Annotated in this window: 11 protein-coding genes; 10 read left to right on the forward strand and 1 reads right to left on the reverse strand. The window is 64.5% G+C overall.

What is annotated here, in order from left to right; translation table 11 throughout:
* Positions 1–17 precede the first annotated feature (17 nt).
* The 3 genes from EDD30_RS20520 (at position 18) to EDD30_RS41505 (ending at position 2,176) form a co-directional block, all read left to right on the forward strand.
* Positions 18–1,286 (forward strand): polymorphic toxin-type HINT domain-containing protein, encoded by a 1,269-nt coding sequence (locus EDD30_RS20520; protein WP_170047643.1) that lies wholly within the window; start codon positions 18–20, stop codon positions 1,284–1,286.
* 17 nt (positions 1,287–1,303) lie between these two features.
* Entirely contained in the window at positions 1,304–1,690 is a 387-nt protein-coding gene (locus tag EDD30_RS38370) for a hypothetical protein (RefSeq protein ID WP_143162984.1), read from the forward strand.
* A 363-nt stretch (positions 1,691–2,053) separates the two neighbouring features.
* Positions 2,054–2,176 (forward strand): hypothetical protein, encoded by a 123-nt coding sequence (locus EDD30_RS41505; RefSeq protein ID WP_280526162.1) that lies wholly within the window; start codon positions 2,054–2,056, stop codon positions 2,174–2,176.
* Positions 2,177–2,933: 757 nt separating this feature from the next.
* Here EDD30_RS41505 and EDD30_RS20525 read toward each other — a convergent pair.
* Positions 2,934–6,161 (reverse strand): AfsR/SARP family transcriptional regulator, encoded by a 3,228-nt coding sequence (locus tag EDD30_RS20525; RefSeq protein ID WP_071808775.1) that lies wholly within the window; start codon positions 6,159–6,161, stop codon positions 2,934–2,936.
* A gap of 575 nt (positions 6,162–6,736) precedes the next feature.
* Between EDD30_RS20525 and EDD30_RS20535 the strand changes: the two genes are divergently transcribed.
* The 7 genes from EDD30_RS20535 to EDD30_RS20565 all read left to right on the forward strand — a co-directional run bounded on the left by EDD30_RS20535 (position 6,737) and on the right by EDD30_RS20565 (position 14,066).
* A complete protein-coding gene (locus EDD30_RS20535) occupies positions 6,737–7,717 on the forward strand; it encodes an aldo/keto reductase (RefSeq protein WP_280526163.1) in 981 nt (326 codons plus the stop codon).
* A gap of 128 nt (positions 7,718–7,845) precedes the next feature.
* Positions 7,846–8,778: a UbiA prenyltransferase family protein gene (locus EDD30_RS20540; RefSeq protein ID WP_170047641.1), complete on the forward strand. Its 933-nt coding sequence runs from the start codon at positions 7,846–7,848 to the stop codon at positions 8,776–8,778.
* A gap of 1 nt (position 8,779) precedes the next feature.
* Positions 8,780–9,712 carry a hypothetical protein gene (locus EDD30_RS20545; RefSeq protein WP_071808772.1) on the forward strand — a complete coding sequence of 311 codons (933 nt, stop codon included), beginning with the start codon at positions 8,780–8,782 and terminating at the stop codon, positions 9,710–9,712.
* The gene (locus EDD30_RS20550) at positions 9,709–10,833 is read left to right on the forward strand and encodes a glycosyltransferase family 4 protein (RefSeq protein WP_071808771.1); all 1,125 of its coding nucleotides are present in this window, start codon (positions 9,709–9,711) and stop codon (positions 10,831–10,833) included. The genes EDD30_RS20545 and EDD30_RS20550 overlap by 4 nt, the downstream gene beginning before the upstream one ends.
* Positions 10,834–10,923: 90 nt before the next feature.
* Positions 10,924–11,958 (forward strand): NAD-dependent epimerase/dehydratase family protein, encoded by a 1,035-nt coding sequence (locus tag EDD30_RS20555; protein WP_071808770.1) that lies wholly within the window; start codon positions 10,924–10,926, stop codon positions 11,956–11,958.
* Positions 11,958–13,124 (forward strand): endonuclease/exonuclease/phosphatase family protein, encoded by a 1,167-nt coding sequence (locus tag EDD30_RS20560; RefSeq protein ID WP_143162983.1) that lies wholly within the window; start codon positions 11,958–11,960, stop codon positions 13,122–13,124. The genes EDD30_RS20555 and EDD30_RS20560 overlap by 1 nt, the downstream gene beginning before the upstream one ends.
* 201 nt (positions 13,125–13,325) lie before the next feature.
* Positions 13,326–14,066, forward strand: a complete 741-nt coding sequence (locus tag EDD30_RS20565; RefSeq protein ID WP_071808768.1) for a PIG-L deacetylase family protein — start codon at positions 13,326–13,328, stop codon at positions 14,064–14,066.
* Positions 14,067–14,129 lie beyond the last annotated feature (63 nt).

Raw genomic sequence — 14,129 nt, forward strand, 5'->3', positions numbered from 1 at the left:
TGCCCGAGGTGTCCTCCATGCCGCGAATCGCACAGAGCTGCATGACCTTGGCCCGCGGCATGGCCGAGCTGGTCAAAGACCCCAAACAGATCCTGCACTGGGACGACTGGAAGAAAAACTGGCAGTACGCGCTCGGTGAAACGATCTTCGACGTCGTCACCATCGCCTTCACCGACGGCACCGGCGCCATCGCGAAACTCGCGACCTCGGGAGCATCGAAGGCCACCAGCAAGGCCATCGCCAAACTTTCTTCACGGGACCTCATCGCCGGCATCGCCAAATTCGGCGAGGGCGGCATCCTCAACGCCATCAAACAACTCGGCGCTGCGACCACCGCCCGCATCGTGCAACTCACCGCGGGCCTCGGCGGCAAACTGAAGATCACCTTCAGTGCCGACGAACTCAAGGTCATGTCCAACGCCATCGCGGTGAGGGGCATCAATAAGGTCGAAGAGACCCTACGTAACCTCGGCGACAACCCCGTCGTCCAGGGACTCGACGACCTGGCCAAGGGCTGCCTGAAGAGCGGCAACAGCTTTTCCCCGGAAACCCGTGTCCTGCTCGCCGACGGAACCACCAAGCCCATCATCGACATCCGCACCGGCGACATGGTCACGGCAACCGACCCCGCCACCGGAACCACCCGGCCCGAGACGGTCATCGCGGTCCACCGCAACCAAGACACCCATCTGGCAGACGTCCAAACCCAAGACAGCGCCGGGCGACGCGGCAGCATTCACACCATCCAGAACCACCTATTCTGGAGCCAATCAACGAAAGAGTGGACCGAAGCCAAAGATCTTCGACCCCAAACCGAACTGCGAACGACAAGCGCTGAGCAGGTACACGTCACCGACGTCCAGACGCATGACGGCGTCCAGACGATGTATGACCTCACCGTCTCCAACATCCACACGTACTATGTGCTCGCCGGCACAACACCGGTTCTCGTGCATAACTCTGGGTGTGGACCGGAGTTGAGCGGGATGGACAACTTCGGAAAGAAGTGGGGTAAGCATTCCAAGGACTACGGACTCAATCCGAGTGACGCATCCGCGAGAGATTGGTTCCGGAATCGGATTAGCGAGGTGCGGAGCAGTCACGATGAGGTGCGTCGTGGTCCATGGAATCCGGAAAACGGCGGTGGAACCGATTACTGGTTCTACAGGAAAGATGAGGATCTTCTAGTTGCGCGTGGCGACGGCACTTTCGTCACTATGTTTCCAGGTGCAAGTGGAAATGGATGGTTCAATGGAGCTACCCGGATTGCTTGTGGGTGCAATTAGTCATGGAGGCGACTTCGATGACGGTGCTGGCTGAAGGCCTCGATGCCCTTGACCTGCGCGGTCGAATTGTATCGGAGGTTGTGAGGATAGCTGACGCCGACGATTTGCTTGAGGCGGTCCAGTTTGTATTCTCCGACGAGCAATCTCTAGCCCTGACGGTTTGGACGGACTGGAGGCTCATGGCTGAGCTGAGGTCAGATGCTGTCGTGCCTGAATATCTGTGGCCCGTTGAGAATAGAACTCTTACGGCGATAGAAGGATTTGCCGGGGCGGGAAAAGCGGTGGGCGAGGTAGTTCCGCGTCTTAATGATGCGGGGATGCTGGTCGAGGTGCGAATTGTGTTGGATGGTCGTCCGATCCTAGTCAAATCTTTCGGTGGAGATTTGATCCTTGAATTAGGGTGAGCCGCGCAGAATTGACAATTCCGTCCGGCAAGGCATCGGACCTCGGGATTACGGAACGTGTTCGTTGGTCGTGCTGTTCGTTGTTGTTGGTAGATATTGCCGTCACGGTTGCCGTCACAGGCGACGATCTATCGAAGCATCAATCGATAGCTTGACGGCCGCGAACTGGGCTGTCTGTAGGCCTGCTGCCTGATGATCGGCGTCAATCCGGGCGCCGGTCACCCAGGTTGCCGCTCCGGGAGTGTCTGCTGGTCGAGAGCCGCGTCAAGGCACTGGTACTCTACGCCGCCGCTATCGGGACCGGCGCCTATTTGTTCGATTCAATCTCATTCGTCCTCGCGACTGACCGCGAAGGACAGCAACATGCGCATCTTCTCCAATAAGTGGCTGGCGGCTGCGGCGCTAGCCGGTATCGCTGGCTTGGTCGTGACCGGGTATCCCGCGAATGCCGACACCGAGCACCTGACGTCGCTGGTGGAGGACTAATTCATACCCTGGCGCGGCGCAGATCCTGGCGGACCAGAGCGTAAAGCTTATCTCGGGCGATGGGAGGATCATGCTCGCAGACTGCGCGAACCCACCCGCGGGAGACGTCACGTTCATCTATGTGTACACGAGTGACTTGAAGGTCAATGGGGGCGACCCGGTGCGCCCTCGCCGCTTGGCGAAACCCGTAGGGACACCCCCCGTTTACCCCCCGAAAACCCCTGCGAAGCGCTGACTATCAGCGACGAACAGTGACCAGGGATTGAGGGTGTTCCAGCAGCTCAGTGGTGAAGGTTGACGACCAGTGGCAAGTCGCTGTCCGTAACGGTCGGTAACAGGATGTTGTCAACTCTTATCAGCGTTCTGCAGGGTTGCGCCTTCGAAGTCTGTTCGCGCAGCTCACGCCTATCTGAAACTCCAATTTTGGCCGCGACGATCTTGGCGTCCATGCCTTCGGTAGTCGGAAGGGTGCACGGCTGCGGCCCGCTTCCACGTTTGTCCATGGCGCCGCCTGGCCGCGGTTTTTCGGGTCGCCGTGACCACCTGGTAGCCGACGGTGGTGCGGTTGCGTGCGATGGTGAGTACGCCGCGGTCAAGGTTGATGTCACTCCACCTCGCCCGCACAGCTCTCCGCGGCCTGGTTCCCGGAGGCCGCCGAGCCACTTGCGGGTTGTCGTTGACCGAGCTGAGGAACTCGACAGGCTGGTCGGCGGTCCAGACTGCCACCGCCGGATCGGCTCCCGTCCTTTCCCAGCGGTCATGCGGCGTCCTTTACGCTTCCTGCGTCGTCGGCGGCAAATTCTTGATTTTCCTGCTCGGCGAGCTGCAGCGCCTGCTGGACGCATGCCTCGGCCTCGGCATGATTCCCAATTTCGAGGTGGATGTCAGCGAGCGTGCGAAGTACCTCACCTTCAGTCAAACGGTAGCCGGCACGCTGAGCTAGTTCGAGCGCTCGTGAGGCATGGTCAAGTGCCGCGTCGAGACTGCCGAGTGCCCGCAGCGTGCTGGCCAAACCTGCGTACGCTTCCAGTTCGTGGAACAGCGACTCGATCGGCTCGACAGCGGTCAAGGCCCGCTCGTGGTAATGCCTGGCCTTCGCCACATCACCGAGTGCCAGGTGCACTCGGCCAAGTGTGTTGAGCAGCGGCGGTGCCTGGCGTTTGCGGTCAGTCTGCTCGACCAGCTCCAGCGCCGCCACCGCTTGGTCGAGCGCTTCGTGGTGTCGGCCCGCACGATGGTGGACGCGCGCGAGCAGGTCCATGGTGGCAGCGGTGCCGTCGGCATCGCCCGCCTTGCGATAGATGTCCAGCGAGCGGGTAGCGAGCGGGGCTGCTTCCTCATGCCGTCCGAGTAGGCAAAGTGCGTGTGCGAGACCGCCAAGGGCCATCGCTTGGCCGCTCAGCGAATCCGTTTCCTGGTACAGAGACAACGCTTCCCTGAGGTAGTGCACTGCCTGTTGGGCATGGCCGAGTCGGGCGCTCACCTGCCCCAGCGCGCACAGCGTGGTCGCGAGGCCGGATCTGCGGCCCAGCCGCCGATCGATGTCTGCCGCCGGGTGGAGCGCCTCGATCGCTGACCGCAGATCACCGGCGGTGGTGAGTGCGAGACCGATGTTGCCGAGCGCGGTGGCCTGGCCGGCCTCCCATCCGGCCCGGCGGCTGCACTCCAATGCGGCCCGGTAATGCTCGATGGCTTGCTGGCACCGGCCCCGACTGTAGTGGGCGAAGCCCAGGCTGACATGCGCCGCAGCCTTCCCGCGAAGGTCATCGTGCGCACTCGCCGCTGTCACACCTGCCTGAGCGGTATGCAGCCAGTCCACGATGTGACCCTTGAGCCAGAAGTACCCGCGTAGGACGTCGGCCAGGCGCCAGGCCGTGCTCGGCTTCCCATGGGCGGCCGCAGCGGCGACGACGGCAACCAGGTTGGGACGCTCGTCATCGAGCCAGGAGATCGCAGCGTCATGGTCCTCGAAGCGTGTGGAAGGCGGTGGTAGTTCCTGGTCCGCTAACCGCATCATGTGTGGATGAAGCACCTGGGCCGCCGCACGCGCGTGGTCCATGTACCAGTCGAACAGGGCGCCGATCGCCGCGTCGCGGGCTTCGACAGGCTCTTCTGCTTCGGCGCGCTGCCTGGCGTACAGACGCAGCAGGTCATGTGTGGTGAACCGCCTGCTGCCGCTTCCGTGGATCAAATGGGCGGCCGCCAGCCCGTTGAAAATCCGCGCCGCCTGGTCAGTCTCCATTCCTGCCATCTGCGCCATCGCGGCTGCGGATATGTCGGGTCCGGGTGCCAGACCGAGTAGCCGGAAGAGGTTCTTCATGTCGGCGGGCAGGGCTGTGTAGGAGGCGTCGAAGACGGTTTGCACCGCCTGCGAGTCACCGTCCACGCGCAGTGTGGCCAGCCGATCGCCGTCGCGGAGTTCGGCAGCGTATTCGGCGATGGACCGGTGCGGCTCGCTGTCGAGGTTCGCCGCGGCGATTCGCAGCGCCAGGGGCAGTGAGGCACACGCCTGCACCAGGCGCTCCGTCGCCTGCGGGTCGCTGTCCATCCGTGAATCGCCCAGGATTTGCCTGAGCAGCTCGAGCGCCTCCGGCGTCCCCAGCGGATCCAGGGCGAGGCGGCGCGCGCCATGGCTGGCCACCAGCCCCGTCAAGCGGTCGCGGCTGGTGACGAGCACGACGCTGCCGGACGTGCCGGGCAGCAGAGGGCGTACCTGGTCGGCTGACACCGCGTTGTCGAGCATCAGCAGGACTTGCCGTCCGGCCAGCAGCGACCGGAACAGTCGAGCGGCGTCGTCCAGCTCGATCGGTATCTGCTCGGCGTTGACGCCCAGCGCTCGGAGCATCGTGGCGAGCGCCTCGATGGGACGCACCGACGGGCCCTGAGCATGGCCCCGGAGATTGACGTGCAACTGACCGTCCGGGAAACGGTCGGCCACCCGATGCGCCCAGTGAACGGTGAGCGCCGTCTTGCCGACGCCCGCCGTACCGGTGACCGCGATGATCTGCACTCCCCGGCGTCGCTCCTGACCCTCCGCGAGGAGCTTGTCCAGTGCTGCTATCTCGCGTACCCGGCCGGAGAAGTCCATGACATCTGCGGGTAGCTCGGCCGGCCGGGTCAGGACGGTCGCCGGGCGGGCATCAGACGGAGGCGGGTCGTCCTGGTGCTCGGCCGGTGACGGCAGCTCAATGGCCGGGGGCGATGGCTCCTGAGCCGGCTTCGTCGTGGGGGTGTCGATGTCGGAGGACCGGCGCAGGATCGCCTCATGGAGCTTGCGCAGCTCCGGACCTGGATCCAGTCCGAGCTCGTCACGCAGCAGATCGGTGTGCTTCTGATAGCTGGCCAGCGCGTCCGTCTGCCGGCCCGACCGATAGAGCGCCAACATCAAGTGATGGATGAAGCGCTCCCGGAATGGCTGCGCCTCAGCGAGCGCCGCCACCTCGTCCACGATGTGCTGGTGCCGGCCCAGCGCGAGCTCATGGCCGAGGCACTCCTCCAGTACGGACAGCCGGTGCTCTTCCCACCGGGCAGACGCCGCATCGATCAGGCCGCCTCCGACGCCAGCGAACGCCGGTCCGCGCCACTGGGAGAGGGCTGAGCGCAGGAGCCGCAGCGCGGCGGGTCGATCATCCGTGCGCATCGCTTCCCGCGCCGCGGTGACCTGACGTTCATACTCCACCAGGTCCAGCGTGTGGCCACTCAGCCGCAGCAGATATCCGCTGCCTTCGGTGACGAGAAGGTCGTCGGGTCGCGGTACCGCGGCGGCCCAGGTGCGGCGCAGGTCGGACACGCGATTGCGAACCTGAGTCCCGGCGGTGGCCGGCGGATTGTCGTCCCACACGGCCTTGATGAGCTGATCCAGCGGTACGAGCCGGTCGTGATTCAGCAGGAGCAGGGCGAGGATCCTCTGTTGCCGGGGGCCCCGTACGGGCAGTGGCCCGTCGTCGCCATGAACCTGCAAAGGCCCGAGGACCCGGAACTCCACTGCTTGGCCACCCCCTACTCCCGTCCGCCACCCGTGGTGACGAAGTGGTGATCAAACGATCATGATCGAACTTAGCCTACAGACGTGGACAGACAACGCCATCGATCAGCGGGCCGACGCGGCCCCTCCCCGCACGAGTGATGACCGCCTCACGTCTACGCCGGACCTCACGGCCGTCCGCCGGCCCCGGCAGCAACCTGATCGGCGTTGTGAGCCCCGCCAAGGCTGACGGCGGGCACCGTCCCCATCGGTCCGTGGCTCTACGAGCACTCGAGAGGTACTGATGCACTTCGACCCCGCCGCCGCCGTCCGTGCGATGCAGGTCACTCGTCAGCACGTCGACTCCGCCTCTCCGACAGCGCCGATCGTCACGGACCAGAGCGTACCGAAGAAGCGCTCCGGTGCCGCCTCTCGGGAACCGAGCGGTCTGCGGCTCTGGATCCGTCGCATCCTCCGGCCCGCGAGGTAGGTCGCTGCAGTTCCTGGCGGCAATAGATCTGCGCGAATCAACAGGCTCTCACTCAAGCGAAGGTGATGTAACGATGGAACTACGCAAACTTGGTGCTGACGGACCGATGGTGTCGCGGCTGGCGCTGGGCTGCATGACGTTCGGGCAGGAGGCCGACGAGGGCGCGGCATATGCGATTCTCGACGCCTTCGTCGAAGCGGGCGGCACGCTGATCGACAACGCCGACGTCTACGTCGACGGCCGCAGCGAGGAGATCCTGGGCCGCTGGATGCGGGATCGCCCGGAGCACCGCAAGGACCTGGTGATCGCTTCCAAGGGTCGATTCCCGGTGACCGGCCAGCCGGGTGCGGGTCTGAGCCGGGCATATCTGCACCGGGCGCTGGATGCCAGCCTGCGGCGGCTCGGCGTCGAACGCATCGACATCTACCAGGCGCACGGGCCCGACCCCCGGGTCCCCCTGGAGGAGTTCGCCGAATTCGCCGTCGAGGCCACTGCGGCAGGCAAGGTGGCCCACGTCGGAGTCAGCAACTTCGCTGGTTGGCAGACGGCATTGTTGCATGCGGAGATGCTGCGGTCCGGGGGTGCCGCACCGGTATCGCTTCAGCCGCAGTACAGCCTGCTCGTGCGAGAGCCCGAGTGGGAGCAGCTGCCGGCCGTCCAGGCGCTCAATATGGGCACCATGGTATGGGGCCCTCTGGCGGCGGGCTGGCTGACCGGCAAGTACCGCCGCGACGCCGGCGCGCCGTCGGGCAGCCGGCTGGGCGACGACCCGAACCGGGGTCTGGAGGCGTTCTCCCGGCGGGGCACCGAGCGAAACTGGCGCATCGTCGAGACGCTCGCCGAGGTCGCGGCCCAGCACGGCCTCACCTCGACGCACGCCGCGCTGGCATGGGTCATGGACCGGCCGGGCATCACCGCTGCCCTGGTCGGCGCCCGCACAGCTGACCAGCTCCGCACCAGTCTCCAGGCTGCGAACCTCCACCTCGATCCCGCCGCCACGGAGATTCTCGACAAGGTCAGTGAGCCGGTGACTCCCGATTATCCCTACACGTTCCTCACGGAAATCTCGGGATGGAATGAACGCTGACCCAATCTGATTTCGGCTCGGCCCGGCCGAATCCGGCGTAAGCGCCACGTAGTAAAAATCGATCCGGCATCGCCGGTCTCTGTTCGTCAAAGTCACGGGGGTAATCCAAAATGATCACTCATACCTCCATGCCAGCTACCGACGCCCTTGTTCCCGACACTGCACACCGCCCGCACTGGCGAGCCCTGCTGGCGCTCATCCGGCCAGGTCAGTGGTCGAAGAATCTGATCGCCGTTCCGTTGGCTCTGCTGTCCGACCCGGTGCTTCCGTTGGCCGGATACCTCCGGCTGGCCTGGATCACCTGCCTGTTCATCCTCGCGTCCGCGATGGTCTACGTGCTCAACGACTACGCAGATCGGCGTCGCGACCAGGCGCACCCGGTCAAGCGGCACCGACCGATCGCCTCGGGAGAAGTGTCCCCGGCGGAGGCGATCGTCCTGGCGATGGCACTCGCCGCCGCACTGCTGGTACTCACGCTTGCCGGCCCCACGCGAGCCGCCTGGCCGGCATACATCTACCTGGTGCTCAACGTCGCTTACTCGTGTGGCCTCAAGAACGTCCCCCTCCTCGACGTGCTGATTGTGTCGTGCGGATTCGTTCTCCGCGCAGTCGCAGGATGTGTCGTTCTCGGGTTCTCCCTCTCGGGCTGGCTGGCATTGACCGTCTTCACCGGCAGCCTGCTGCTCAGCCTCGGGAAGCGCCGGCACGAGATGCTCCAGACCAGCGACGACGGTCATCGTCCTGCGCTCGGTGCATACTCGGTCCAGCTCTTGGACCACCTCATCCTGCTGAACTCCGGGATCGTTCTCATGGCCACGATGACGCTCTTCCACAGCGATCTGGCCTCGGAGTACGGGCGGGCCGCCATGATGTTCTCGGCCCCGTTCGCAGTGCTGCTGATCTTCCGCTATCTGCAGGTGGTCTTCGTTGTCGGCGGCGGTGCGGAGCCGGCCCGCCTGCTCGTCCGGGACCGGCCCATCGTCGGCACGGCCGTGCTGTGGGCGGTCGCCCTGATCGCACTGCGCTTGGCCGAACTGGCCGATGTGCAGTGGGTGGGGTGACGTGATCCGCCTGACCACCGGTCCGCGGCTGAAAAACGTACTGACGGTTCTCAGGTGGGCCCTGAACATAGTGGCGCTCATCTGCATCGGAATGTATTTCTTCGAGTACCGAACGGCGATCCGCCAGGCTGCCGCAGAGTTCGAGACGCAGACGATCCTGGCTGCGATGGCGACGATTGTCATCGGTCTGCTGCCGGGGGCCTGGGCTTGGCAGCGGCTCTGTGCTCGGAGACTACCCGGCGTGACCCCGCTACAAGGGATCCTCGTGTATCTGCGCTCAGCAGTCGGAAAATACACACCGGGTGGAGTTCTGACCTTCGTGGTCCAGCAACGGCTGTTGGGCAGGCACGGCTCCAGTCCCGCCATGCTGGTGCAGATCTTCGTGGGAGCCGCCCTCGCCGGTTGTCTGTCCGCAGGCCTGTTGGGTCTGCCGGCGGCCTTCGCCCTCGCGGAGGACGGGAGCGATAAGCGCTGGATCGTAGCCGGGTGCCTTCTGGTCGGCCTGGTCCTAATCCTCGGTTACCGGGCGCGGCGCCGGCCCATCGTCTTGAAGCTCTGGACGAGGGCCGGGCTGCCTCCGCCTCTACCTTTCGCTCAGGCCACACTTCTGCTGGCCGGGGCAGCGGGGTTGACCGGAGTGCATCTGGCCGTCCTCGGCGGCGATACGGGAGGCGGCGCTGTCTTCCTCATTTCCGCCTATGCGCTGTCCACGATCTTCGGCCTCGCTTTCGCGGTGCTACCGGGCGCGGTCGGGGTCCGCGATGGAGCTCTCCTATTCATACTCGCCACACAACTGGCACCGGCAGATGCCGCAATGCTGGCGCTGCTCAGCCGCGCACTGATCGTGGCGGGAGACGTGATCGGCGCGAGCCTGTCCGCCCTGGTTCTACGTCTCACGCGGTCCACGCTGCACCTCGAAAGGAACACGTCATGACGTCCGAGGACTTCGACGTAACGGTCGTGCTGAACTACTACGCTCCGTACGTCTCGGGCTTGACCGAAACCGCCCGCATCGTCGCCGAGGGCCTGGCCAAGCGTGGCTGGCGCGTGGCAGTCGTGACCACCCAACACGAGGCGTCGATCCCGCGTCACGAAGTGCTCGAGGGAGTGCATGTCTTTCGCGCACCCATCATGTTCCGGATCGGGCGCGGCCCGGTCAGTCCAGGCTTCGTGCCCCTGGTACGGCGGATAGCGGCCAGATCCAAGATCCTGCATCTGCACCTGCCGATGCTGGAGTCCGCCCCGATTACGTGGCTGGTGCGGGACACACCCGTCGTGTCGACCCACCACATCGACCTGTGGCTCAAGCCGTCGTTGATGAATCGCATCCAGATCCAGGGCGTCAACATGTCCGTACGGAGCGCCATACGTCATTCCACCCACGTAGTCGTCAACAGCGAGGATCAGGCACGCCACTCCAACGTGTGGCCGGATATCGCCAGGGGTGAGTGGTCCGCCATTCCCGCCCCTTGTCTCGACCCGCGCGGCGGCGCTCCGACCTACCGCAGCGGGCCCGGTCACCACGTGGGATTCATGGGGCGCATCGTGCCGGACAAGGGTATCGAGTACCTCATCCAGGCTTTCCTGCGCGTCGCCGGTTCGCACGATCGCCTCCTCCTTGCCGGCGAGTACGACACCGTTGCCGGCGGCAGCAATATCGGGGAACTGCGCCGCCTGATCGCCGGCGATGACCGCGTCGTCTTCCTGGGCCTCCTCGACCGCGCCGGAACCAGAGACTTCTACGCTTCCATCGACACCTTCGCCCTGACATCGGTGGCCGAGTCCTTCGGCATCGTCCAGGCAGAGGCCATGATGTGCGGTCTGCCGGTCGTCGGCTCCGACCTGCCCGGTGGCCGGGTACCCATCCAGCAGACCGGATTCGGACGCCTGACCAGACCCAGGGACGTGCATGCGATCGCGACGGCTCTCGTCGAGTTGCGCGACTTCCCCGCGGACGAGAAGCACCGCCTCGCACAGCTGGCTCGCGACCTCTACGGCGCGGAAGGCTGCATCGACCGATACGAGAGCCTGTTCTCGCGCCTGATGAAGGCCTAGAGCCTGCATCACTCTCCGCCTATCCTCCCGGCCGGGCAGCGGGCACGCGCGGGCTCCGGCGATACGAAGTAGACCGAAGGAAACACAGGAATGCATATTGCTATTACGGGTGGCGCGGGCGTTCTGGGCCGTAATCTCATCCAGCGCCTGGTCAAGGAAGGCCACCGCGTCACGAGTCTTGATTTGACGTTCGTTCCCGAGTATACGAACTACCAGCAGATCATCGGAGACATCCGCGACGCGGACATCGTCCGCTCCGCGATCTCCGGGGCCGACATGGTGGTCCACGCCGCCGCCGCCCTGCCGAGCTACAAGCCGCAGCAGATCCGTTCGATCTCGGTCGAGGGCACGAGAACGGTGCTGGCCGCTTGTCACGCCGCGCGTATCGAGCGAGTCGTTCACGTCTCGTCATCGGCGGTCTACGGTCTGCCGGATGTCGTCCCGACGACCGAGGATTATCCGCGCGAACGCGTCGACCCTTACAACTGCGCCAAGATCGACGCCGAGTTGATCTGCGAAGACTACCGCGACAAGGGCATGTGTATTCCCATTCTGCGCCCCAAGACGTTCCTCGGGCCGCACCGGCTCGGTATCTTCTCGATGCTCTTCGAGTGGGCCGACGAAGGCCACCACTTCCCGCTGATGGGCGGTGGTCACTTCCGCAGCCAGATGCTGGACGTCGATGATCTTGTCGAGGTAGTGAGTACGGTCCTCCGTCTGCCGGATGCGTCGGTGAACTCCGAGTTCAACGTGGCCGCGACCGAGTTCACCACGTTGCACGACGATTTCCAGGCCGTACTGGATGCCGCGGGTCACGGTAAAAGAGTCATTTCCCTTCCGGCGAAGCCTGCTATCGGAGCACTGCGCGCACTGGAGATGCTGGGCGTGTCACCCGTCTACAAGCGCCTGATCTACAAGCTCAGCCGCGATGCCTATGTCAGCACGGCGCGAGCCGAAAAGGTCTTGGGCTTCGCGCCGAAGCACTCCAACCAGGACACGATCATTCGTACATTCCGCTGGTGGCAGAGCCAGAAGTCCTCGGAGCAGGCGGTGGTCAAGGCCGGGAAAACCAGCCGTGAGCCGTGGAAGCAGGGCGTCCTCGGCCTGGCCAAGGTGGTGTTCTGATGGCTGTCTCCGAGGAAGTGCGCACTGCCGATCCCTGGAGATCGCGGATGGCGCGAGCTGTGGGCCGGTGGAAGTCGTCGAAGCCGCGACCTGCCGGCCGCTGGAGGAGGCGGCTGTCTGCCTCCGTCTTCGCGATGGCGATACTCTGGCTCGTCTTCGCGGTCCTACAGGAACTGCTGACGGGCAGGGTCTGGTTTTGGGTGCTTCCGGGGCTGATGCCGCCGATCATGTTCGCCGTCGCTCCGGCGCTTCTGATGATCGCGGCGGCCCTTCTCAAGCGGTTCCGGATTTCCGTCCTGGCACTTGCCGTTGTCTCCTTCACCATCACTGTGCCTTCATCGGGCATCAACTTCGCGGCCCTTCTCCCACGCGATGCGCCGGCCGCAGAGGGCCATCCTGTGCGCGTCGTGCAGATGAATACCGATTACTGGGGCCAGCTGCGGGAGGGAACACTATCGGATCCGCGCGACAAGGAGTCCATGCTCAAATATCTCCGCGCTCTGGACGCCGATGTCTATTTGCTGCAGGAGCATATGACACGTGTCGGAGAGCTGGCACTACCCGTAACGGATCTGTCGGATGTCGGTAGGGTCTTCCCGGAATATCGCGCTTTTACGGCCGGAACGCTTCTAACGCTCACTCGCCTGCCGGTGATGGACCACAGGGTCGTCAATCCCGACACCAGTTCCACTCTCGCCCTTCCGCCGCCACCCTACGAGTTGATGGTGAACGTTAAGGTAGGCGATCGGGTGCTTTCGACCTACAACGTGCACATGCCCATTCAGATCATCATTGAGCAGAATTGGTTCACGCGTGACTTCTACAAGGAGATCGAGCGCCGGCACGTCATCCGGCACGAGGAGTTCGAGGCATTGACCGAGGACGTGGTGGCAAATCCCAATCCCCTGATCGTGGCTGGCGACTTCAACACGAGCCCGGCCATGGGGGACATTCGCGGCCTTCTGGATGTCACACGCGATGCGGCGCGGTACAGCGGGAGGCTCTACCCAGCCACTTGGCGTGTGGGGGGTCAGCTTCCCATGCTGTGGCGGAACGACTGGTACCTGATTCGCAACGACATCACGGTGGACAAGTTCCGGAGTCTTGACCCCGAGGGCAATTCGGATCACCTGGTCCAAGCCGTGGACCTGGTGATCGCCAAGTAGGGATGCCGCTGGCGGGCATCGTGCAGACAGAGGCGATGTTCTGGCGATGCCCGCTCCGGCGTCGACGGCTGACCGGCGTCTGGGTCGGCAAACCACCGGACCAGCTCTTGGACGAGGTCGTGGCAGGCCACCGGCGCTGGATTCAGCCCCGTTCACGGCGCGTCCATCACGCCGGCGTTGACTACCTTAATGGAGGAAGCAGTGACGCAGCCCAACGATCACGGCCGCCTGGAGCCACTTCCGGAGGACTGGCAGCGAGCTCTGGCCATCGTCGCGCATCCCGATGATCTGGAGTTCGGAGCCGGCGCGGCAGTCGCCCGATGGACCGAGCAAGGCAAAGAAGTCATCTACAGTCTGGTGACGAGCGGTGAGGCCGGAATCAGCAGCATGGAACCTGCCCGCACCCGACAGGTACGCGAGGCGGAGCAGCGCGCCGCGGCAGCGCTTGTCGGCGTCCAGACCATCGAGTTTCTGGGCCAGTCCGACGGCTTACTCGAACATGGCGTGGCACTTCGCCGTGTCTTGGCCGCCGCCATCCGCAGACATCAACCGGACATCGTCATCACCAACAACCTCCGCGAAACATGGAACGGCACGACCCTCAACCAGGCGGATCACATCGCAACCGGGCGCTCCGTGCTTGACGCCGTCCGCGACGCCGGCAACCGCTGGGTCTTCACCGAGCAATTGGACGAGGGCCTGCGTCCGTGGGGCAAGGTACGACAGGTTTGGGCCGTCAATTCGCCGCAGTCAGCCCACGGCGTGGACGTGACGACCACCTTCCAGACGGGGGTACGTTCACTGCACGCTCACGAGGAATACCTGGGAGCTCTCGGCTGGCCTTCGGCGGACTCCGAACGTTTCCTGGCCACGCTGGCCCGCCTGGCTGGAGCCCGTCTGGGCTGCGAGTACGGCGTGTCGTTCGAGGTCTTCCGGCCTTGACGAGGCGAGGCGTCTACAGAGTACGTCGAAGCCTATCCAGGACTGGCACGCCGCACAGTACCC

Source organism: Couchioplanes caeruleus (assembly GCF_003751945.1).
GTDB lineage: Bacteria > Actinomycetota > Actinomycetes > Mycobacteriales > Micromonosporaceae > Actinoplanes > Actinoplanes caeruleus.

Excerpts from the sequence above, each read along its gene's own strand:
- EDD30_RS20550 (WP_071808771.1), top strand. The coding sequence starts at position 9,709 with ATGACGTCCGAGGACTTCGACGTAACGGTCGTGCTGAACTACTACGCT.
- EDD30_RS20555 (WP_071808770.1), top strand. The coding sequence starts at position 10,924 with ATGCATATTGCTATTACGGGTGGCGCGGGCGTTCTGGGCCGTAATCTC.
- EDD30_RS20560 (WP_143162983.1), top strand. The coding sequence starts at position 11,958 with ATGGCTGTCTCCGAGGAAGTGCGCACTGCCGATCCCTGGAGATCGCGG.
- EDD30_RS20520 (WP_170047643.1), top strand. The coding sequence starts at position 18 with ATGCCGCGAATCGCACAGAGCTGCATGACCTTGGCCCGCGGCATGGCC.
- EDD30_RS38370 (WP_143162984.1), top strand. The coding sequence starts at position 1,304 with ATGACGGTGCTGGCTGAAGGCCTCGATGCCCTTGACCTGCGCGGTCGA.
- EDD30_RS20540 (WP_170047641.1), top strand. The coding sequence starts at position 7,846 with ATGCCAGCTACCGACGCCCTTGTTCCCGACACTGCACACCGCCCGCAC.
- EDD30_RS41505 (WP_280526162.1), top strand. The coding sequence starts at position 2,054 with ATGCGCATCTTCTCCAATAAGTGGCTGGCGGCTGCGGCGCTAGCCGGT.
- EDD30_RS20535 (WP_280526163.1), top strand. The coding sequence starts at position 6,737 with ATGGTGTCGCGGCTGGCGCTGGGCTGCATGACGTTCGGGCAGGAGGCC.